General features: G+C 69.4%; 16 protein-coding genes. 12 read left to right on the plus strand and 4 right to left on the minus strand.

Annotated elements, in window-relative coordinates:
• Nucleotides 1-88 precede the first annotated feature (88 nt).
• The 9 genes from ABZ707_RS13585 (at nt 89) to ABZ707_RS13625 (ending at nt 9,964) form a co-directional block, all read left to right on the plus strand.
• Nucleotides 89-1,861: a hypothetical protein gene (locus ABZ707_RS13585; protein WP_360172736.1), complete on the plus strand. Its 1,773-nt coding sequence runs from the start codon at nt 89-91 to the stop codon at nt 1,859-1,861.
• 249 nt (nt 1,862-2,110) lie between these two features.
• The gene (locus tag ABZ707_RS13590) at nt 2,111-2,290 is read left to right on the plus strand and encodes an SPOR domain-containing protein (protein ID WP_319680399.1); all 180 of its coding nucleotides are present in this window, start codon (nt 2,111-2,113) and stop codon (nt 2,288-2,290) included.
• 109 nt (nt 2,291-2,399) lie between these two features.
• The gene (locus tag ABZ707_RS13595) at nt 2,400-2,807 is read left to right on the plus strand and encodes a (deoxy)nucleoside triphosphate pyrophosphohydrolase (protein ID WP_360172740.1); all 408 of its coding nucleotides are present in this window, start codon (nt 2,400-2,402) and stop codon (nt 2,805-2,807) included.
• 178 nt (nt 2,808-2,985) lie between these two features.
• Nucleotides 2,986-3,435: an ATP-binding protein gene (locus tag ABZ707_RS13600; protein WP_360172743.1), complete on the plus strand. Its 450-nt coding sequence runs from the start codon at nt 2,986-2,988 to the stop codon at nt 3,433-3,435.
• A gap of 146 nt (nt 3,436-3,581) precedes the next feature.
• The gene (locus tag ABZ707_RS13605) at nt 3,582-6,140 is read left to right on the plus strand and encodes a SpoIIE family protein phosphatase (RefSeq protein ID WP_360172746.1); all 2,559 of its coding nucleotides are present in this window, start codon (nt 3,582-3,584) and stop codon (nt 6,138-6,140) included.
• A 239-nt stretch (nt 6,141-6,379) separates the two neighbouring features.
• Nucleotides 6,380-7,423, plus strand: coding sequence for a hypothetical protein (locus ABZ707_RS13610; protein ID WP_360172749.1), 1,044 nt, complete (start codon nt 6,380-6,382; stop codon nt 7,421-7,423).
• A 74-nt stretch (nt 7,424-7,497) separates the two neighbouring features.
• On the plus strand, nt 7,498-7,941 hold the full coding sequence (locus ABZ707_RS13615; protein WP_360172752.1) for a MarR family transcriptional regulator: 444 nt from the start codon (nt 7,498-7,500) through the stop codon (nt 7,939-7,941).
• A 62-nt stretch (nt 7,942-8,003) separates the two neighbouring features.
• Nucleotides 8,004-9,377 carry an MFS transporter gene (locus tag ABZ707_RS13620; protein WP_360173828.1) on the plus strand — a complete coding sequence of 458 codons (1,374 nt, stop codon included), beginning with the start codon at nt 8,004-8,006 and terminating at the stop codon, nt 9,375-9,377.
• Nucleotides 9,378-9,412: 35 nt separating this feature from the next.
• Nucleotides 9,413-9,964 (plus strand): isochorismatase family protein, encoded by a 552-nt coding sequence (locus tag ABZ707_RS13625; RefSeq protein ID WP_360172755.1) that lies wholly within the window; start codon nt 9,413-9,415, stop codon nt 9,962-9,964.
• 124 nt (nt 9,965-10,088) lie between these two features.
• Here ABZ707_RS13625 and ABZ707_RS13630 read toward each other — a convergent pair whose 3' ends face one another.
• The 4 genes from ABZ707_RS13630 to ABZ707_RS13645 form a co-directional block, all read right to left on the minus strand.
• Nucleotides 10,089-10,874, minus strand: coding sequence for a succinate dehydrogenase/fumarate reductase iron-sulfur subunit (locus ABZ707_RS13630; RefSeq protein WP_360172758.1), 786 nt, complete (start codon nt 10,872-10,874; stop codon nt 10,089-10,091).
• Complete coding sequence (locus tag ABZ707_RS13635; RefSeq protein WP_360172761.1) at nt 10,871-12,838, minus strand: fumarate reductase/succinate dehydrogenase flavoprotein subunit; 1,968 nt, start codon at nt 12,836-12,838, stop codon at nt 10,871-10,873. Before ABZ707_RS13635 ends, ABZ707_RS13630 begins: the two co-directional genes overlap by 4 nt.
• Before the next feature lie 15 nt (nt 12,839-12,853).
• Complete coding sequence (locus tag ABZ707_RS13640) at nt 12,854-13,693, minus strand: hypothetical protein (RefSeq protein WP_360172764.1); 840 nt, start codon at nt 13,691-13,693, stop codon at nt 12,854-12,856.
• A 135-nt stretch (nt 13,694-13,828) separates the two neighbouring features.
• On the minus strand, nt 13,829-14,059 hold the full coding sequence (locus ABZ707_RS13645; protein ID WP_360172767.1) for a hypothetical protein: 231 nt from the start codon (nt 14,057-14,059) through the stop codon (nt 13,829-13,831).
• A gap of 596 nt (nt 14,060-14,655) precedes the next feature.
• On the opposite strand from ABZ707_RS13645, the gene ABZ707_RS13650 reads away from it, so the two are divergent.
• The 3 genes from ABZ707_RS13650 to ABZ707_RS13660 all read left to right on the plus strand — a co-directional run bounded on the left by ABZ707_RS13650 (nt 14,656) and on the right by ABZ707_RS13660 (nt 21,312).
• Nucleotides 14,656-17,058, plus strand: coding sequence for an ABC transporter substrate-binding protein (locus ABZ707_RS13650; protein WP_360172770.1), 2,403 nt, complete (start codon nt 14,656-14,658; stop codon nt 17,056-17,058).
• Nucleotides 17,059-17,374: 316 nt separating this feature from the next.
• Nucleotides 17,375-19,246, plus strand: coding sequence for a translational GTPase TypA (gene typA / locus ABZ707_RS13655; RefSeq protein WP_360172773.1), 1,872 nt, complete (start codon nt 17,375-17,377; stop codon nt 19,244-19,246).
• Nucleotides 19,247-19,668: 422 nt separating this feature from the next.
• Complete coding sequence (locus ABZ707_RS13660; RefSeq protein WP_360172777.1) at nt 19,669-21,312, plus strand: ABC transporter substrate-binding protein; 1,644 nt, start codon at nt 19,669-19,671, stop codon at nt 21,310-21,312.
• Nucleotides 21,313-21,338: the final 26 nt, after the last annotated feature.

Here is a 21,338-nt window from a genome sequence, read left to right on the forward strand (position 1 = left end):
GGGGCAATCACCCGCTGATGCGGCTTGTCATGTCCGCCTCCTACCTTCCCGTCTCTACCGGTATACCGCCGACGAACGGACGTTACCGATGACGGACACCGAGGCACCAACCGCGATATCCGGCGCGACCCCCGTCGCCGGCGCCACCGGACCGAGCCTGCCGAGGCGCAGTTACGCGAAGCTCGCCGCCGACGAGAGCCGCGAGGACTATTCGCTCCGCTATGCCCCGCACTCCTTCCGCCGCTGGTCGCCCTCCACGGTCGCGGGCACCGCGCTCGGCGGTATCGCCTATCTGGCGGACTTCGCGATCGGTGCCTCGATCGTCTTCACCTACGGTTTCGGCAGCGGATTCGCCTCCATCCTCACGGCGGCGGCGATCATCTTCCTGACCGGGATCCCGATCGCGCGGGCCTGCGCCACCTACGGCCTGGACATGGACCTCGTCACCCGAGGCGCGGGTTTCGGTTACTTCGGTTCGACGCTGACCTCGCTCATCTACGCCTCCTTCACCTTCATCTTCTTCGCGCTCGAAGGCTCGATCATGGCCCAGGCCATGCATCAGGCCGTCGGACTCCCGGTCGAGATCGGCTACTTGGTGACGACCCTGATCGTCATCCCGATCGTGTTCCGCGGGATGGGCGCGCTGGCGAAGGTGCAGGCGTGGACCCAGCCGGTCTGGATCGTCGGCATGGTGCTGCCGTTCGTGGTGCTCGCCTTCAACGCGCCGGACGCGTGGGGGGCCTTCGGTTCCTTCGGCGGTACGGAGGGGGCCGGTGCCGGTTTCTCCTGGATCGGCTTCGGGCTGGGGACGGGCGTCGCGCTCTCGCTCATCGCCCAGATCGGTGAACAGGCCGACTATCTGCGCTTCATGCCCGCCAAGACCGAGCAGAACAAGCGCCGCTGGAATGCCGCCGTCCTCGCCGCGGGACCCGGCTGGGTCATCATCGGCGCGGCCAAGCAACTCGGCGGCGCGTTCCTCGCCTTCGTGGCGCTGGAGGCGGTGGGCAGGACGCATGCCCTGGAGCCGATCGCTCCGCAGATCGAGGCGCTCAGACCCTGGCTCGGTTCGTTCGCCCTGCCGGCGGCCGCGATCTTCGTCATTGTCTCCCAGATCAAGATCAACGTGACCAACGCCTACAGCGGCTCGCTGTCCTGGTCGAACTTCTTCTCCCGTATCACGCACAGGCATCCGGGACGGGTCTGGTACATCTTCCTCAACCTCGCCATCGCCCTGACGCTGATGGAGATGAACATGTTCGCGGCCCTCAATAAGCTCCTGGGCTTCTACTCGAACGTGGGCATCGCCTGGATCACGGCGGTCGCCGCCGACCTGGTCATCAACAAGAGGATCGGGCTGAGCCCCGCGTACATCGAGTTCAAACGGGCCTATCTGTACGCGGTGAACCCGGCCGGCTTCGGCGCGATGGTGATCGCCTCCACCGTCTCGATCCTGGCCTTCTTCGGACTGTTCGGCGAGTACGCGGAAGCCTTCTCGACCTTCATCGCGGCCGGACTCGCCCTGGTCCTCTGCCCGTTGATCGCCTGGGCGACCAAGGGGAAGTACTACCTGGCCCGGCCGAATCCGGTCAACGGCCCGCAGGTCGAGGTCGACGACATCACCGCCACCCATGTCTGCGCGGTGTGCGAGACGCCGTACGAACTGCCGGACATCGCGGACTGTCCCGTCCACTCGGGGCCGATCTGCTCCCTCTGCTGCTCGCTCGACTCCGCATGCGGCGACGCGTGCAGGAAGGGCGCGGCGGCCGGACCCGTACTGATGCCGGTGCCCACGGTGCGGGTGCCCCCCGCACCGCCCAGGGACATCACCGCCGGAGCGCATCTGATGACCCCCGGGGACTGAACGGCCCGGCCGAACTCCGGGACGGCGGACACCGGTCCGGCGTAGGCTCAAGCCGGCGGACGAGGGGACCACAGGGGGCGCGTGCGCCGGTGCGTGCCCGCCGGTTCCGGAGTTTTGTTGGCCGGATCGGTATCTCTTTGTGAAAACTCGTATCCGCTGCGTGAAGGTCAGGCGTAGGCTCGGGCATATGCGGATTGCGGTTTCCTGGGGAGATTCAGAGAGATGCGGGCCGACGGCGGGAGGGGCACGATGAACGACGCTGCTGCCCTGCTCCCATGGCTGGTGATACGGCAGGACGACAACGGCAACCGCTATCGCGTCGGCAGGTATGCCACGCAGGACGAGGCGCAGAAGATCGCGGACAGCCTCGACGGCCGTGGCCACCAGCAGCTCTACTGGGTGGAGCGCGTCGGCCAGGCCGCGCGCTGACCCGTCCGGCCCGCGGCGCGGTCCCGGGCCCCACGGGCGGATCGCCGCCGTATGCGCACCGGGGCGGCGGCATCCCCGGGGCCCGGGCCCCCGCGTTACGCTGCGGCGCATGGGTGATCGTGTAGTGGTGGCGGGCGCCGTGTACGACCGGGGCAGGCTGCTGGCCGCCCGCCGTAGCGCGCCTCCCGAGCTGGCCGGCCGCTGGGAGCTGCCCGGCGGCAAGCTGGAGCCCGGGGAGGGGCCCGAGCAGGCTCTGGTGCGCGAGCTGCGGGAGGAACTCGGCGTGGAGGCGCAGCCGATGGAGCGCATCCCCGGTGAGTGGCCGCTGAAGCCCGGCTATGTGCTCCAGGTGTGGACCGCCCGGCTGCTCTCCGGTGAGCCCCGCCCTCTTGAGGACCACGACGAGCTCCGCTGGCTCGGTCCGGACGAGACGCACACGGTGGACTGGCTCGATCAGGACCGGCCGGCCGTGGCCGAGGCCGCCCGCCGTCTCCGGAGTGCCCTCCGGCGGCCCTGAGCCGGTGGTCCCGCCGGTCGCGTGGCTCCGCTCCACCCGCGCCGGGGCCGCGCCGGGGCGCCCCCGCGTACTCCATCTGCGCCGGCCCGCCACGGCCTCGGCGGTAGCCATGCCATATATCGGGTATGTGCAGATTGTCCCCCTGAAAAGGACCTGGTTCAACCATCGGTCTCGGGAAGTGATCGGCTTGATCGGCACAGAGGGCGCATGCGCCGAGTGGACCTTTCCTGCCGCACTCGACGCCGTGCGCGACGCGCGCCATGCCGTCTACGACACCCTCAGCGCCTGGGGCGCGCCTCCCGCCACCCGGGACATGGCCGTGCTGCTGGTCAGTGAGCTGGTGACGAATTCCCTCCGCTACGCGGCGGGACCGATCGGCGTACGGATGGCTGTCCACGCCCTCGCCCCCAGCCCGGGCGGTCCCGGCGACTCCGGCGCCGCACAGCCCGCCGCGCTGCTGGTCGAAGTCTCCGATCCGCTTCCGGACGTCCCGACCGAGCGTCCCGCGGGGCCCGACGACGAGGGAGGACGCGGGCTTCACCTTGTGGCCTGTTCCGCCCGTCGCTGGGGCACGCGACGAGGGAAGACGGGTAAGACCGTGTGGTTCGAGCTGCCCCTCCCTGGTTAGAAGTGTGAAGGGACAACGATCACGCTGGACTCGGCTCAAAGAGAACGAGACCCTGCTGTGATCGTGAACGCCGTGTCGCCTGGGGCCGTAGTGCTGAATACTGCGGACATGGCCGGTCCGGTGCGTGAGCTGGAGGGGACGGTCGCGTGAGCGAAATATCTGGGACGACGGGCGACGTCGTATGGCAGAGCAGTCCACCCGGCTCGATGTATGACTACATCAGAGTCGCTTCCTTCTCGATCGGCCCGGACGGGCTGGTCGACCAGTGGAGCCAGCGGGCCGCCGAGCTGTTCCACCTCGGCCCGCACGAGGTCAGGGGCAAGGACCCGGTCGAGGTGTTCATGCCTCCCGACCTGCGCTCGCGGGGCCACCGCAAGATGAGCGAGATCCTCGACGGCAAGGAATGGACCGGCCTGGTGCCGTTCCGGCTGGACCGGGAGCGCGGAGAGCACGGTCTCGCCGAAATCTATGTGATGCCGAGTGAGACGGAGAGCGGCGAACGGGGCGCTCTCTGTATCGTCGTCGATGTCCGCGCACTCCGCCGAATCGAAACCGACATCGCCTCTTCGCAGGCGATTTTCGGCCAATCTCCTTTCGGCTTCCTGCTGTTCGGCGTGGACCTCAGAGTGCAGCGCGCCAACCGGCGCTTCGCCGCGGTCTTCGGCGGCGAGGCCAACGACCACCGGGGCCGGACGGTCCACGACTATCTCTCCCGCCCCGAGGCCGAACGCATGACCGCCTCGCTCAAGCGTGTCCTGGCGACCGGCGAGCCCGTCACCGACCTCCAGATCGTCGGCACCCGGCCCGGCGGCAAGGAACGCCGGCACTGGTCCGTCGACCTGTATCGCGTCCACAGCGGCTCGGGCCGCCCCATCGGCGTCGCCGGAGTCGGCACCGATGTCACACGCCGTCATATCGCCGCCCGCGAGGCCGCCAGCGCCCGCCGTAACCTCGCCCTTCTCAATGAGGCGAGCGCCCGGATCGGGAACTCCCTGGACCTGGAGACCACCGCCCGCGAGCTGCTCGATGTCGCCGTCCCCGGTTTCTGCGACCTCGCGGCCGTCGACCTCTACCAGAGCCTGCTCACCGGAGAGGAGGCGCCGCCGGGACGCTGGGGCTCCTCCGGGAGCGAATCCGGCGGCGGCAGCGCCCGGCTGCGCCGGGTCGCCTTCGCCAGCGCCGTCTCCGACGCCCCGCTGACCGGTCCCGACGGACTGGGCGACAGCGGATATGTCCCGCCCGAGGTCGGTGCGGTGCACCGCTTCCCCTTCAGCTCGCGCGGCGCGAACGCGCTGCGCACGGGCCGTGTGCAGTCCATACCCGGCGGGGCCGGCAGCCTCATCCAGTCCACGCTCGCCGTCCCCATGGTCGCCCACGACACCGTCATCGGGCTTGTCCAGTTCTCCCGGGCGAAGGGCAGCGAACCCTTCGGCGAACGGGACCGGACGCTCGCCGCCGAACTCGCCGCGCGCGCCGCCGTCTGTATCGACAACGCCCGCCTCTACCGGAGGGAGCACGAACGCGCGCTGATCCTGCAGCGCAGTCTGCTCCCGCCCGGCGACCCGGAGGCCGCGGGGCTGGACATCGCCTGCCGCTATCTGCCGGGCAACACGGCCACCGAAGTGGGCGGCGACTGGTTCGATGTCATCGAACTGCCCGGCCACCGGACCGCGCTGGTCGTGGGCGATGTGATGGGACGCGGGCTGCGAGCCGCCGTGGCCATGGGGGAGTTGCGTACGGCGGTGCGGACCCTGGCGCTCCTCGACCTGGAGCCCGCCGAGGTGCTCTCCGCGCTCGACGAGATCGCCCGCGGCCTCGGCTCCCCCATCGGCGCCCAGCAGGCGTCGCGGGTCGCCCACAAGTCGCGGGACGCGGACCTCTCCGAGGTCTACCTCGCCACCTGTGTGTACGCCGTCTATGACCCGGTCACCCGGCGCTGCACATTCGCCAACGCCGGCCATCTCCCGCCGGTGCTCGTCGAACCGGGCGAGGAGGCGCTGCTGCTCGATGTGCCGCCGGGGATGCCGCTGGGCGTGGGCGGTGAACCATTCGAACAGGTGGAGGTCGAAGTGACGGAGGGCGCGCTGCTCGCCCTCTACACGGACGGCCTTGTCGAATCCCGCGACCATCCGCTCGACGAGGGACTGACCGCCTTCCGCGCCGCCCTCGCCAACTCCGGACGGCCGCTGGAAGACGTCTGTGACCATGTGCTGAGCACCCTTGACACCCGGCACGGCGAGGACGACATCGCGCTCCTGATGGCGCGTATCCAGGGCCTGCCGACCGGCGCGGTCGGCGACTGGCGGCTGCCGCGCGAGCCGCGCTCCGTGGGCCGGGCCCGGGAGCTCGCCCGCGCCCAGTTGCTCGCCTGGGACCTCGAACCACTGGTGGACACGGTCGAACTGCTGGTCAGCGAACTGGTCACCAATGCCATGCGCTACGGCGAGGGCGAGATCAGGCTCCGGCTGCTGCGCGACCGCACGCTTGTCTGCGAGGTGTGGGATGCCGGCCTCGTACAGCCGAGGCGGCGGCGGGCCCGCGACACCGACGAGGGCGGCCGGGGACTGCAACTGGTCGGCCTGCTGAGCGCCGCATGGGGCTCGCGCCGGACACCACGCGGCAAGACGGTCTGGTTCGAACTCGCCCTGCCCGACGGCGGCCCGGCGGCCGAACCCAGCGTCGAACAACTGCTGAGCATGTTCTGACGAGTTGTCGGCGCCCTCTCCCGGCCCAAGAGCGCGGACCGGGCCTCCGGAGCCGAGAGCGAGCAAGGGACCGCCCGCGAGCGGGCCAGGTCTTGCGGAAGTCGCCGGGGCACCCTGCCGGGTACCGCCGTATAACCTGAACGCCTCCCGGGCCGGGGATGCCCCGGAGGCTGGTGTTCCGGGGGAGGGGGGCGGCTGTGCGAGCACGGCTGCGCGGATTCGAGCGACCGCGACGCATATTGACAGGTGCCTGGCGCTCTCCAGGGGCGCGGTGGCCCAAGCGGATCGCGCTGGCGCTGGCCGTCCTGCTGGTCGTGCCCGCCGTCACCGGCGCGGTCGCCCTGCGGGTCACCTACACGGGCGGTATCCAGGACGGCACCCAGACGCGCGGCCGGGACGCCATCTGGCTGGGCCACGCCTGGGTGGACGGTCGTAAGAAGGACGCCGACCTCGACGCCTTCGCGCGCCGGATCCGCGGGACCGGGATACGTGACCTCTATGTCCACACCGGGCCGCTGGAGCACGACGGCACGCTGCCCGCCGCGCGCCATCCGGGGGCACGCCGACTGATCGACGCCGTGCACCGCGAGATTCCGGGTGTGCGCGTGCACGCCTGGCTCGGTGACAAGCTGGCGACCGAGAGTCCGGACGGACTGCGCCTGGGACGGGCCTCGTCCCGCGCCAACGTGGTGCGTTCCGCCGGACAGATCCTGGATGTCGGCTTCGACGGCGTCCACTTCGATCTGGAGCCGCTGCACTCCGGCGACCGCGACTATCTGTCGCTGCTGGACGATCTGCGCACGCTCACCCGGGCACGGGACGTGCCGCTCTCCGTCGCCGCCCACCAGATCGACCCGCTGCCCGCGCTCCACTCCGTCGTCGGAGCCGTCAGCGGGCACCCGAAGTGGTGGTCGCAGGCGTTCTTCACGGAGGTCGCCCGGAGGGTCGACCAGATCGCCCTGATGTCGTACGACACCGCGCTGCCGGTGGAGAGTCTCTACGGCGGTTATGTCGCCCAGCAGACCGTGCTCGCCCTGGAGGCGACGCCGGAGACCACCGACCTGCTGATGGGGCTGCCCTTCTACCACACGGAGGAGTGGGGGCATCACGCCCACGCGGAGACGGTCCCGGCCGCGATCCGCGGTGTCCGGCTGGGGCTCGGGCGCGCCGACCGCGACCGGGAACGCTTCGGCGTCGCGCTCTATGTCGACTTCGCGGCGACGGAGGCCGACTGGACGGCCTATCGCGAGGGATGGGGCTGTGTGACTCCGGCCGCATGCTGAAACGCGCGAGGGGCCGAGACCGAGGATGACAGGGAACCTTGCAAGGTTGCCTGCCTATCTCGTACGGTGGGGCCATGTCCGAACAGTCCGACGACCCGACCGCCGAGCAGGTCGCCGCTGATCTCTCCGCCGTTCTCGGCCGGCTGATGCGGCGGCTGCGGACGGCCTCTCCTGACAGCGGGCTGACGCCCTCGCAGCGATCGGTGCTGGCGCGGCTGGGCGGCGAAGGGCCGTCCACCACGGCCGCGCTGGCCCGCGCCGAGTATGTACGGCCGCAGTCCATGCGGCTGACCCTCGGGGCGCTGGAGGACCAGGGCCTGGTCCAGCGGACACCCGATCCCGACGACGGCCGGCAGTCCGTCGTGTCCGTCACGGATACCGGCCGCACCGTCCTGGCCGGGCTCCGCGCGGCCAAGCACGGCTGGCTCTCCGAGGCGCTCGACGCCGAACTGGACGGCGCCGAGCGCCGCACCCTCGCCGACGCCGCGGCGCTGCTGCGGCGGCTGGTCGAGAGGTGAGCCCAGGGACCGGACTTCCGGCCGGAACCGCCACCGGAGTGGACACGACCGCCGCGACCGGAATGTCCACCGGCGCCGGAAGCCCGGGCTTCTCGGCCCGTCTCACCGCGCCCCTGCTGCTCGGATCCCTGCTCAACCCGCTCAACACCACCATGATCTCCACCGCCCTGGTGGCGATCGGCCACACCTTCGGCATCGGCGCCGCCGACACCGCGTGGCTCATCTCCGTCCTCTATCTCGCCAGCGCCGTGGGCCAGCCCGTCCTCGGCAAGCTCGCCGACTCGTTCGGCCCGCGCCGGGTCTTCCTCGCCGGCCTGGTGATCGTCTTCGCGTCCGGCCTGATCGGAGCCGTTGCCCCGTCCTTCGGCTGGCTCGTTGTCTCCCGGCTGCTGCTCGGTGTCGGCACATCCGCCGCCTATCCGGCCGCCATGTCCGTCCTGCGTGACGAAGGCCGGCGGGTCGGCAGGCCCGCGCCCCGTACCGTGCTGGCGCGGGTGTCGTTCGCCGCGCTCGGCAGCGCCGCCGTCGGCCCGACCCTCGGCGGTCTGCTGGTCGCGCTGGTCGGCTGGCGCGGCATCTTCGCGGTCAACCTGCCCGTCGCCCTGATCGCCTTTGCCGCCGGGCTGATCTGGATCCCGAAGGACCCGCCCCGCGAGAGCGCCGTCACGGGCCGCTCGCTGCGCGACACCCTTGATCCGCTCGGTATAGCGCTGTTCTCCGCCGCGCTGACCGTCCTGGTCTTCTTCCTGCTCGATCTCGCCCGGCCGATGTGGTGGCTGCTCGCGCCCTTCGGTGTGCTGACGGCCGTCCTCGTCGGGTGGCAACTGCGCCGGCCCCGGCCCTTCATCGATCTCCGGATGCTCGCGGGCAACGGCCCGCTGGCCCGCACCTATCTACGGCACGGCGTCAGCTATCTGCTCATCTACTGCGTGATGTACGGCTTCACCCAGTGGCTGGAGGAGGCCAGGGACTTCTCCTCCGGCGAGACCGGTGTGCTGCTGCTGCCGATGTCGGTGGCCGCGCTGGTCTGCTCGCTCCTGGGCGCCCGTACGAAGGGCATCTACGGGCCGCTCGCTCTCGCCTGTCTGCTGCTCACCGGCGGCTCCGTCCTGCTGTTCTTCGTCGGCGGTGACACTCCGCTCGCCGTACTGCTCCTCGCCGGAGCGTGCTTCGGCATCCCGCAGGGCCTGATCGGTACGAGCAACCAGGCCGCCGTCCAGGCCCATGCCCCGCCGGAGAGCATCGGCTCCGCCGCCGGGCTCCAGCGCACCGCGCAGTACATCGGCGCCATCGCCGCCTCCAGCCTGATCGCCCTCGCCTACGGCCGGCAGGCCGGCGACGGCGGTCTGCACCTCATGGCCGGCGTCTGCGCCGTCCTCGGGCTGCTGCTGATCGTCCTGACCCTCACCGACCGGGCGCTGCGTGCCCGGTCCTGACCACCGAGATCATCCGTACCGCAAGGAGTAGCACCATGAGCGCCACCGTCCTCGACCCCACGACCGCACTGATCGTCGTGGACCTCCAGAAGGGCATCGTCTCCCTGCCCACCGCCCACCCGACCGCGGATGTCGTCGCGCGTTCGGCCGAACTCGCCGCCGCCTTCCGGGCCAAGGGCCTGCCGGTCGTGCTCGTGCGCGTCACCGGCGGGGCGCCGGGCCGCACCGAAGGCCCGGCGCGTGGTGGCAGGCCGGCCGCCGACTGGGCCGACCTGGTGGCCGAACTGGACCAGCAGGACGGCGACATCGTCGTCACCAAGCAGCAGTGGGGCGCCTTCTACGGCACCGACCTGGACCTTCAGCTCCGCCGCCGGGGCGTCACCCAGGTCGTCGTGACCGGCGTCGCCACCAGCATCGGTGTCGAGTCCACCGCCCGGTCCGCCCATGAACACGGGTATCACGTCACCGTCGCCACGGACGCGGTCACGGACATGGACGAGGACGCCCACAAGAACAGCGTCGAGAAGATCTTCCCGAGGCTCGGCGAGACCGACACCACCGACGCGATCCTGAAGCTCCTCGGCTGAGGGCCGTCCCGCCGGGGATCACCCGGAGGGTCCCGGGGCGGGGGAAAGTGCCGGGGGCCCGTTGTCCGGGCGACGACCAGGACAGCGGGCCCCTGCTCTCCGGCTGTCCTTCCCGGCTCTCCGGTTATTCGCCCCGGCGCCGGATCTTGTTGCCCAGCCATACGAGCGGGTCGTACTTCCGGTCCACGGCCCGTTCCTTCAATGGGATCAGCGCGTTGTCCGTGATTTTGATGTGCTCGGGGCACACCTCCGTACAGCATTTGGTGATGTTGCAGTAGCCGAGTCCATGCTCGTCCTGGGCCGTCTTCTTCCGGTCGAGGCCGGACTCCTCGGCGGCGTCCAGCGGATGCATGTCCAGTTCGGCCACCCGCATCAGAAAGCGCGGTCCGGCGAACGCCGTCTTGTTCTCCTCGTGGTCCCGCACCACATGACAGGTGTCCTGGCACAGGAAGCACTCGATGCACTTACGGAACTCCTGCGAGCGGTCGACATCCACCTGCTGCATCCGGTAGTCACCCGCGGCGACACCCGGCGGCGGCACGAACGACGGCACCTCCCGCGCCTTTGTGTAGTTGAAGGACACATCCGTCACCAGATCCCGGATGACCGGGAAGGCCCGCAGCGGGGTGATCGTGATCGTCTCCTCGCGGGAGAAGACGGACATCCGGGTCATGCACATCAGCCGGGGCCGCCCGTTGATCTCCGCGCTGCACGAACCGCACTTGCCGGCCTTGCAGTTCCAGCGCACCGCCAGATCCGCCGCCTGCGTCGCCTGGAGCCGGTGAATGATGTCGAGGACGACCTCTCCGTCGTTCACCTCGACGGCGAAGTCCTCCAGCCCGCCGCCGTCGGCATTGCCCCGCCACACCTTGAACTGCGCTTCATATGTCGTCGACACACTCGGGCTCACTCGTGAAGCTCCTCTTCGGCGAGGTACTTGACCAGCTCTTCCTTGTCGAACAGGGCCAGCAGGTCGGGGCGGATGGGCTCGGTCGTCTGCCGGGCGAGCGTGATCCGGCCGTGCAGGGGATCGGCCCCCGGTCCCTCGGTGGCGGCGGCGAGCCGGCAGAGCAGATTCACCCGGCGCCAGTCGAGGTCCATGCCCGGCCAGTCCTCCCGGGTGTGGCCGCCACGGCTCTCCGTGCGCGCCAGGGCCGCCCGCGCCACGCACTCGCTGACCAGCAGCATGTTCCGCAGATCGAGCGCGAGGTGCCAGCCCGGATTGAACTGCCGGTGTCCCTCGACCCCGGCCCGCCCGGCCCGTACGCGCAACTCGGCCAGTTTCTCCAGGGCCTGCTCCATCTCGCCCTCGCGCCTGATGATGCCGACCAGGTCGTTCATCGTCTGCTGGAGCTCCTGATGGAGGGTGTACGGATTCTCCACCGGCCCCCCGTCCGCCGACGGCCCGCCGCCCGCGTCGCCGCCCGCCCGGTCCTCCGCGTGGAACGGGCGGAGCGCCTCGGCCGCCGCCGCGTCGATCTCGGCCTGGTCCACGACCGGGCGCGCGGTGAGCCCGGCCGCGTACCCGGCCGCGTGCAGTCCCGCCCGCCGTCCGAAGACCAGCAGGTCGGAGAGGGAGTTCCCGCCCAGCCGGTTGGAGCCGTGCATGCCTCCGGCGACCTCGCCCGCCGCGTAGAGACCGGTGACGCCCGCGGCGGCGGTCTCCGAGTCCACGGCGACCCCGCCCATCACGTAGTGGCAGGTCGGGCCGACCTCCATGGCCTCCGCGGTGATGTCGACGTCCGCCAGCTCCTTGAACTGGTGGTACATCGAGGGCAGCCGGCGCCGGATCACCTCGGCGGACATCCGCGTCGAGACATCGAGGAAGACCCCGCCGTGCGGAGAGCCCCGGCCCGCCTTGACCTCGGAGTTGATGGCGCGGGCCACCTCGTCGCGCGGAAGCAGTTCGGGCGGGCGGCGGTTGCTGTCCGGGTCCTCGTACCAGCGGTCGCCCTCCTCCTCCGACTCCGCGTACTTCTCCTTGAAGACATCGGGGATGTAGTCGAACATGAACCGCTTGCCCTCGGAGTTGCGGAGCACCCCGCCGTCACCGCGCACCGATTCGGTGACGAGGATCCCCTTGACCGAGGGCGGCCAGACCATCCCGGTCGGATGGAACTGCACGAATTCCATGTTCAGCAGGGGAGCGCCGGCGAGCAGCGCCAGCGCGTGCCCGTCGCCTGTGTACTCCCAGGAGTTCGACGTCACCTTGAAGGACTTTCCGATACCGCCCGTGGCGAGTACGACGGAGGGCGCCTCCAGTACGAAGAAGCGGCCCGACTCGCGCTCGTAGCAGAAGGCGCCCGCGATCCGGTCCTCTCCCGCCGGGCCGTGCTCCTGGAGGACACGGGTGACCGTGCACTCCTGATAGACCTTGAGCCGCGCCTCGTAGTCGCCGAGTTCGCGGAAGTCCTCCTGCTGGAGCGAGACGATCTTCTGCTGGAGGGTGCGGATCAGCTCAAGGCCGGTACGGTCGCCGACATGGGCGAGCCGGGGGTACTCATGTCCGCCGAAATTGCGCTGGGAGATCTTTCCGTCGGCCGTACGGTCGAAGAGCGCGCCCCAGGTCTCCAGCTCCCAGACCCGGTCCGGTGCCTCCTGGGCGTGCAGCTCCGCCATGCGCCACTGGTTGAGGAACTTCCCGCCGCGCAGCGTGTCCCGGAAGTGCACCTGCCAGTTGTCCCCGGAGTTCACATTGCCCATGGAGGCCGCGATGCCGCCCTCGGCCATCACCGTATGGGCCTTGCCGAAGAGGGACTTGCAGATCACGGCGGTGCGGGCGCCGCGCTCGCGTGCCTCGATGGCGGCCCGCAGTCCCGCGCCCCCGGCGCCCACCACCACGACGTCCCACTGCCGGCGTTCGAGTTGCGTCATGTCTGAAGACATCCCCTAGAAGAAGCGCGGATCGTCGAAGGCGCCGGTGGCCAGCAGATAGACATAGAAGTCGGACACGGCGACGCTGATCAGAGAGGCCCAGGCGAGCTGCATGTGCCGGTTGTTCAGCCTGCCGACCCAGCCCCACAGCCGGTAGCGCACCGGGTGCTTCGAGAAGTGCCGCAGCCGACCGCCGATCACATGCCGGCAGGAGTGGCAGGACAGGGTGTACGCCCAGATCAGCCCGATATTGACCAGGAAGATCAGCGAGCCGAGACCCAGATGGCCCCAGGCGTAGTCCTCGTCGCGGAAGGACAGCACGGTGTCATAGGTGAGGATGCCGGCGACCGGCACGGCCGCGTAGAAGAAGTAGCGGTGGATGTTCTGCATGATCAGCGGGAAGCGGGTCTCGCCGGTGTACTTCGTGTGGGGTTCCGCCACGGCGCAGGCGGGCGGCGAGGCCCAGAAGCCCCGGTAGTACGCCTTGCGGTAGTAGTAGCAGGTGAGCCGGAAACCCAGCGGGAAGATCAGGATCAGCAGGGCGGGGGAGAGGCCCCACCAGCTTCCGAAGATCTCCCAGTTCGGCCCGTTCCGCATGGGCGCGCAGTTCTCCGCCAGACAGGGCGAGTAGAACGGTGAGACATAGGGCGCCGCGTAGTAGTCCGCGTTGGCGAACGCCCGCCAGGTCGAGTAGACGATGAAGGCCAGCAGTCCGGCGGCGGTCGCGGCCGGCGCCAGCCACCAGCGGTCCGTCCGCAGATGGCGGGACGCGATGGCGGCGCGGGTGGAGCCGCGCACGCCCGTGCTTCCGTGCGCGCCCGGACTGACAGAGGGGGGTTGGGTGCCGGTGGCCAAGGAGCTCTCCTCAGGCGTGCTTCGGACGTGGCGCCGTTCGCGCGGGGGCGGCTGCCGTGGACGGCCGCGGGCGGACGGCCCCGCGGCGCGGGGGCCGCGCGGGCCGGGTGCCGGACGGGACCTCGGGCGTACGCGCTACGGCGCCCGCCGGTCGCGCACGCCCAGGCCCTCGTCGTCCGAGTCCGTCCACAGCGCGGTGTTGTACGGGGTGTCGGTGATTGTGACCAGATCGTCGGCGCGGCCGGCCACCAGAGGCCGGGACTCGTTCTCCCGGAGCTGAGCGAGGCTGCGTTCCAGCCGTCCGACCGTGCGGACCAGGTCGTCCAGGCAGCGCCTGACCGCTGTCAAATCGTCCTGCAGGGACATGAGATGGCCTCATTTCCACAGTGGCGAATCGCATGAAGGACGCCGAGGGATTCCCCCGGGACGCTCTTGTACGCGCCTGAGAGTGTTCCGCGTCACATCCCCGCTTGTGAAGGCGTGTGCCCCCTCTTTTTTACGTACGCGATGCGCCTGCGGTGCCTTTCGCGCCCCTGCGGGGCGGGGCTCCCCTCCGGGCCCGGGGCCGGGCCGGGCTCCGCCGTTCGGTGCGCGCGTGGGCGAGGCGGAGCCGCAGCGCCATAAATAGTCCGTACATACTTGGGCGATTAGGACAATATGAGGGCCATCTGACGGTGGACGCCGGAGACCGGCCCGGGGTCCGCCGGCGGGGTCGGGTGTCCCTGTCCGCTCGTCGCCGTATGCGTTCACGCTTTCGATACTGCTGGGTGTTTTTGCTGGTTCGGTGCCCTTTTGGCTGTCCGGTGGGCGGCCGGCTCGCTGTCCTTGTTGAGCCGCACGGGTGGCCTTTGCGGTGACTGCCGCCGTGTCTGCGTCGCGGCCCAGGTCCGGTCCACTTCAGTGGGTGGGCAATAGGTGTGATCATCTCTAAATTCCACAAACAGGACGAAGAGGTACAAGCCATGTCCCACGTCGGCGCCCCACGCGGGAGGACATGCTCCCGAACGCTCCGCTCGGTCGCGCTTCTCACCACCGGTGTGCTCGCCCTGCCCTCCCTGTCCGCCTGCTCCTCGGAGGACGACGGCAACAAGGCCACGGCGGCCCCCGACATCGCACCGGCCGGACGGGAGTGGGTCGGCCAGGGCGGCACCCTGCACTGGGCGATCGACACCATGCCCGCGACGCTCAACGCCTTCCAGGCCGATGCCGACGCCTCCACCAACCGGATCGCCGGTGCCGTACTGCCCTCCCTCTTCACGCTCGACGAGCGTGGCCGCCCGAAGATGAACCCCGACTATCTGGAGTCCGCCAAGGTCGTCGAGCGCGAGCCGAAGCAGGTGGTGCTCTACAAGCTCAACCAGCAGGCGGTGTGGAGCGACGGCCGGGAGATCGGGGCGCAGGACTTCGCGGCCCAGTGGCGTGCGCTGCGCGGCAAGGACTCCGCGTACTGGACGGCGCGCAACGCCGGCTACGAACGGATCGAGAAGATCGAGCGCGGGGCCAGTGACCTGGAGGTCAGGGTCACCTTCAACAAGCCCTACGCGGACTGGAAGTCTCTCTTCAGCCCCCTTTATCCCAAGGATGTGACGGCCAAGCCCAACTCCTTCAACGACGGGGCCAGGACCACCCTCAAGAAGACGGCCGGCCCCTTCACCGTCAAGAAGGTGGACCGGAAGAAGAAGGAAGCCGTCCTCGTCCGCAACCCCCGCTGGTGGGGGGAGCCGGCCAAGCTGGACTCGCTCGTCATGCGCGCGGTGCCCAGGAGCAAGCGGGCCGCCGCCCTCGCGGCCGGCCAGCTCGATCTCGCGGAGGTCGACAGGAAGGTCGTCGAACGCATCGCCCTGGCCAAGCGGGACAAGGGCGGCGGCGGGCAGCCGCTCACCCATGGCCCCGGCACCGAGATCACCGCGGCCTCCGCGCTCCGGTCCTGGGCGCTGGCCCACGGCTCCGACGAGGAGGAGGCCGAGGCGGCGCAGGAGGCCCGCGAGCAGACCGTCGCGTCCATCAAGCGGTACGCCCGTGAGCAGAAGTCCCTGGACGCCTACGAGGTCCGGAAGTCGCTGGAGCCCGCCTACACGCAGCTCGCGCTGAACGGCCAGTCAGGACCGCTCGCCGATGAGCGGGTGCGGCGCGCGGTGGCCCGCGCGATCAACCGCCAGGAACTCGCCGACACCGTGCTCAAGCCGCTCGGACTGCCCGCGAAGCCGCTCGGCAGCCATCTGGCGCTGGACGGGCAGCAGGCGTACGCGGACAACAGCGCCGCACTCGGCAAGCAGGACACCCAGGAGGCACAGGCGCTGCTGGCCGACGCCGGCTGGGTGCCGGGCGGAGCCCGTAAGAAGGCGGACGGGGCGAAGGCCGGCAGCAGGGGCAAGAAGGCCGACGCCGAGGAAGAGGCGAAGCGGCACGAGAAGAAGGCCCCGGACCGGAAGGCCGAGGAGAAGGCCGAGAGACAGGCGGCCGAAAAGCTCAAGGAGGAGGAGAAGAAGAACAACACGGAGGACAACAAGCCGGACGTCCCCTCCGACGAGGGCACGTACATCGTCGGCGACGAGAAGCCCGGCGAGAAGGCACCCAGCCCCGAGAGGGCCACACACATCCTCGCTCCCGCCCCGGCGGCCGCCTTCCAGGGCACCACACTGCTCCGTCAGGCCGCGGTCCTGGACGACTCCGACGTGCGGCCGCAGACGGTGAAGGCCGCGCAGGAGGCCCAGGAGAAGCCGGGCGGCATGGCCGGCGCCTACGCCCCGGCCGGCACCGCCGCCCCCAGCGGGACGGCCACCCCGCCCGTCCTCACCGGCCCGGTCGGAAAGAACGGCAAGCCGCTCACCCTCCGTTTCGTCCTGCCCGGCGGCGAGGGCTCCGAGTCGCTGCGCGCCGTCGGTGAGCGGATCTCGCGGATGCTCGACCGCATCGGCATCGACACGGAGATCACCAAGGTCTCCGACGACAACTACTTCAAGGACCACGTCTCCTCGGGCGACTACGACCTGGCGCTCTACTCCTGGCCCGCCACCGCCTACCCGGCGACCGACGGCCGGCCGATCTTCGCCAAGCCCGTGCCCGCCAGCGACGGCTCGCTGCTGGTGGAGCAGAACTACACCCGCGTCGGCACGGACCACATCGACCAGCTCTTCGACCGGGCGGCCGGCGAGCTGGACGAGAACGCGGCCCGCGATCTGCTCAAGCAGGCCGATGCCCGTATCTGGGCCGCGGCCGGTTCCATCCCCCTCTACCAGCGCCCGCAGCTCGTGGTCGTCAAGCCGGGACTGATGAACGCGGGGGCCTTCGGCTTCGCCACCCCGCGCTACCAGGACATCGGATTCAAGAAGCCGGGCACCGCGGGCCCGGACTCGGAGGACTGAGCGCCCGCAGGCCCGGCTCCGGGACCAGCAGCAGGTCAGAGCCGCAGAAAACAGCAGAACCGACCGACCGACGTGCCCGCCGGCCTCCCCCGGCGGGCACGTCCGTGTCCGCCCCGGGCCGGCGAGGCCCCCGCCCGGCTCCGCTCCGCCCGGCGCCCGCGCCCCGGCGCCCGGTCCTCCCGGGGATCCCCCCGGATCGGGCCGGGAAGCCCCCGACTCCCCGGCCCCGTACCATGGGACGAGCCGTGGCGGGTCCGCCCGGCGGGCGTACGAAGGAAAACGCCGCATCCCACGATCGAGAGAAGCGCCAGCCAGCATGCCCACGCGCCACGACATCCGTAACGTCGCCATCGTCGCCCACGTCGACCATGGCAAGACCACTCTGGTCGACGCCATGCTGAAGCAGGCCGGCGCTTTCGCCGCGCACGCAGCCGAGCACCTCGACGACCGGATGATGGACTCGAACGACCTGGAGCGTGAGAAGGGCATCACGATCCTGGCCAAGAACACCGCCGTGAAGTACCACCCCAAGTCGGGCGGCGACCCGATCACGATCAACATCATCGACACCCCCGGCCACGCCGACTTCGGCGGCGAGGTCGAGCGCGGCCTGTCGATGGTCGACGCGGTCGTGCTGCTCGTCGACGCCTCGGAGGGCCCGCTCCCGCAGACCCGCTTCGTGCTCCGCAAGGCGCTCGCGGCGAAGATGCCGGTGATCCTCTGTATCAACAAGACGGACCGCCCGGACTCCCGGATCGCCGAGGTCGTCGACGAGACGTACGACCTCTTCCTGGATCTGGACGCGACCGAGGAGCAGATCGAGTTCCCGATCGTCTACGCCTGCGCGCGGGACGGCGTCGCCTCGCTGACCAAGCCGCAGGACGGCACGGTCCCGGCCGACAGCGACAGCCTGGAGCCGTTCTTCTCCACGATCCTGGACCATGTGCCGGCCCCGGAGTACGACGAGGCCGCGCCGCTCCAGGCCCATGTCACCAACCTGGACGCCGACAACTTCCTCGGCCGTATCGCGCTGTGCCGCGTCGAGCAGGGCGAGCTGAAGAAGGGCCAGACCGTCACCTGGATCAAGCGTGACGGCACGATGTCCAATGTCCGCATCACCGAGCTGCTGATGACCGAGGCGCTCACCCGCAAGCCGGCCGAGAAGGCGGGCCCGGGTGACATCTGTGCCATCGCCGGTATCCCGGACATCATGATCGGCGAGACCCTGGCCGACCCGGAGAACCCGATCGCGCTGCCGCTGATCACGGTCGACGAGCCGGCCATCTCGATGACCATCGGTACGAACACCTCACCGCTGGTCGGCAAGGGCGGCAAGGGCCACAAGGTCACCGCGCGCCAGGTCAAGGACCGGCTGGACCGCGAGCTGATCGGTAACGTCTCGCTGCGTGTCCTGGACACCGAGCGTCCCGACGCCTGGGAGGTCCAGGGCCGGGGCGAGCTGGCGCTGGCCATCCTCGTCGAGACCATGCGCCGGGAGGGCTTCGAGCTGACCGTCGGCAAGCCCGAGGTGGTCACCAAGCAGGTCGACGGCAAGACGCACGAGCCGATCGAGCGCATGACGATCGACTGCCCCGAGGAGCACCTCGGCGCCATCACCCAGCTCATGGCGACCCGCAAGGGCCGTATGGAGACCATGACCAACCACGGCTCGGGCTGGATCCGGATGGAGTGGATCGTCCCGTCCCGCGGCCTCATCGGCTTCCGTACGGAGTTCCTGACCCAGACCCGCGGCACGGGTATCGCGCACTCGATCTTCGAGGGCCACGAGCCGTGGTTCGGTGAGCTGCGGACCCGGAACAACGGTTCGCTGGTCGCGGACCGTGCCGGTTCTGTCACTCCGTTCGCGATGGTCAACCTCCAGGAGCGCGGTGTCATCTTCACCGAGCCCGGCACCGAGGTGTACGAGGGCATGATCGTCGGCGAGAACTCGCGCGCCGACGACATGGACGTGAACATCACCAAGGAGAAAAAGCTCACAAACATGCGTGCCGCCTCCGCGGACACCACCGAGAACGTGGTGCCGCCGCGCAGGCTCTCGCTGGAGCAGTCCCTGGAGTTCTGCCGGGACGACGAGTGCATCGAGGTGACCCCGGAGACGGTCCGGATCCGCAAGGTCGTCCTCGACCAGAAGGAGCGCGGCCGCGCCGCGTCGCGCGCCAAGCGCTGACCTGCCGCCCGGCGCTGTGCCTGACATCACGTCAGTACGACGGCCCGGTCCACCGCGGAAACGCGGCGGGCCGGGCCGTTCGTCAATCGCATTTCTCTGCCGGGGTGTCCGGATATCGACCATCGCTCTCCGGAACATGTGTTAACGGTCCGTTTCGCGGGTGTCTGTCTGCACTCAGTTTGTCCGGATTTCGGGCGGACAGGGTACTTCGATGTTGTCAAAACGAGACCCTCCAAGTGTGGTTTACGGCCGGGCTGTACTTAATAGTTGGCTCCATTGAGCTCGGGTCAATGGGTCATGCGCTGTGGGGAGCGCCGACTCACGAGCACACTCGGGGTAATTGACCAGCGCGCTGCCAGGGGTGTCAGCGCGCGTAGACAATGCCCTTCTTTAGTGACTAGTGGACTCATGAGGAGGAACCCATGCGTGGTGCCAAGAGCGCCAAGTGGGTCGCGGGTGCGATAGTCGTCGCCCTGGCAGCGACCGCCTGTGGTGGCGGTGGCAGTGACAGTGGCGATGACATGAACGCGGGCAAGGCCGACCCGAACGGCATTCTTGTTGCCCAGCTCGGCGAGCCGCAGAACCCGCTCCAGCCTGCGAACGCCAAGGAGAGCCAGGGCAGCCGTGTGCTGCGCACCATCTTCTCCGGGCTGGTGGACTACGAGCCGGGAACCGGCAAGCTCGAGTACATCAACGCCGAATCCGTGACCCCGAACGCGGACTCGTCCGTGTGGACGGTCAAGCTCAAGCCGGGCTGGAAGTTCCACGACGGCACGACGGTGACGGCCAAGTCCTACGTCGACTCGTGGAACTGGTCGGCCAACGTCAAGAACAACCAGACCAACTCGAGCTGGTTCCAGGACATCAAGGGCTACGCGGACGTCCACCCCGACAAGGGTGAGCCCAAGGGCACGACGATGTCGGGTCTGAAGGTCCTTGACGACAACACCTTCACGATCACGCTGAACGGTCCGGTCTCGTACTTCGCGTACAAGCTCGGTTACGACGTGTGGACCCCGCTCCCCGAGGGCTTCTTCAAGGACCCCAAGGGCTACGGCGAGAAGCCGATCGGCAACGGCCCCTACAAGTTCGTCTCGTGGGACCACAAGAAGCTGATCAAGGTTCGTAAGTTCGACGGCTACACCGGGCCCAACAAGGCCAAGAACGGTGGCATCGACTTCAAGAACTACACCACCGCCGACGCCGCCTACTCGGACCTGCGGTCGAACAACCTGGACTGGATCGAGCAGGTCCCGACCACGGCCCTGACGAGCTACAAGCAGGACCTCGGCGACCGCGCGATCGACGCGGAGTACTCCGCGGTCCAGTCGCTGGTCCCGGCGTTCTACACCAAGCAGTTCAAGGACATCAACCCCAAGGTCATCCAGGGTCTGTCCATGGCGATCGACCGTGACACGATCACCAAGACCGTGCTGCACGGCACCCGTACCCCGGCCGACTCCTTCGTCGCCCGCGGTGTGCTCGGCTACAAGGCCGGCGCTCTCGGTGACGTCGTGAAGTACGACCCGGCCAAGGCCAAGGCCCTCATCCAGGAGGGTGGCGGCGTCCCGGGCAACAAGATCTCGATCCAGTTCAACGCGGACCAGGACCACAAGCCGTGGGTCGACGCGGTCTGCAACAGCATCCGCCAGGCCACGGGCGTCGACTGTGTCGGCGACTCGAAGCCCGACTTCCAGGCGGACCTGAACGCGCGCGACAACCACACGGTCAAGTCCATGTACCGCGGTGGCTGGGTGCTCGACTACCCGGTCAACTCGAACTTCATGCGCGACCTGTACGGCACCACCGCCGCGGGTAACACCTCGGGTTACTCCAACAAGGCGTTCGACGACCTGGCGTCCAAGGCTGACAAGGCCGCCACGCTCGACGACACGGTGAAGATGTACCAGGAGGCCGAGCAGCTCCTGAAGAACGACATGCCGGCCATCCCGCTGTGGTTCTACAAGAACAACTCCGGCCAGTCGACGAACGTGTTCGGCAAGATTCCCTACGGCCAGGACGGCGACCCCATCTTCACCGACGTCCAGGTGAAGTCGAAGAAGTAAGCATCGGGACCGCCGACCGGTGCCGC

The sequence above is a fragment of the Streptomyces sp. NPDC006923 genome, assembly GCF_040635655.1.
Classification (GTDB): domain Bacteria; phylum Actinomycetota; class Actinomycetes; order Streptomycetales; family Streptomycetaceae; genus Streptomyces.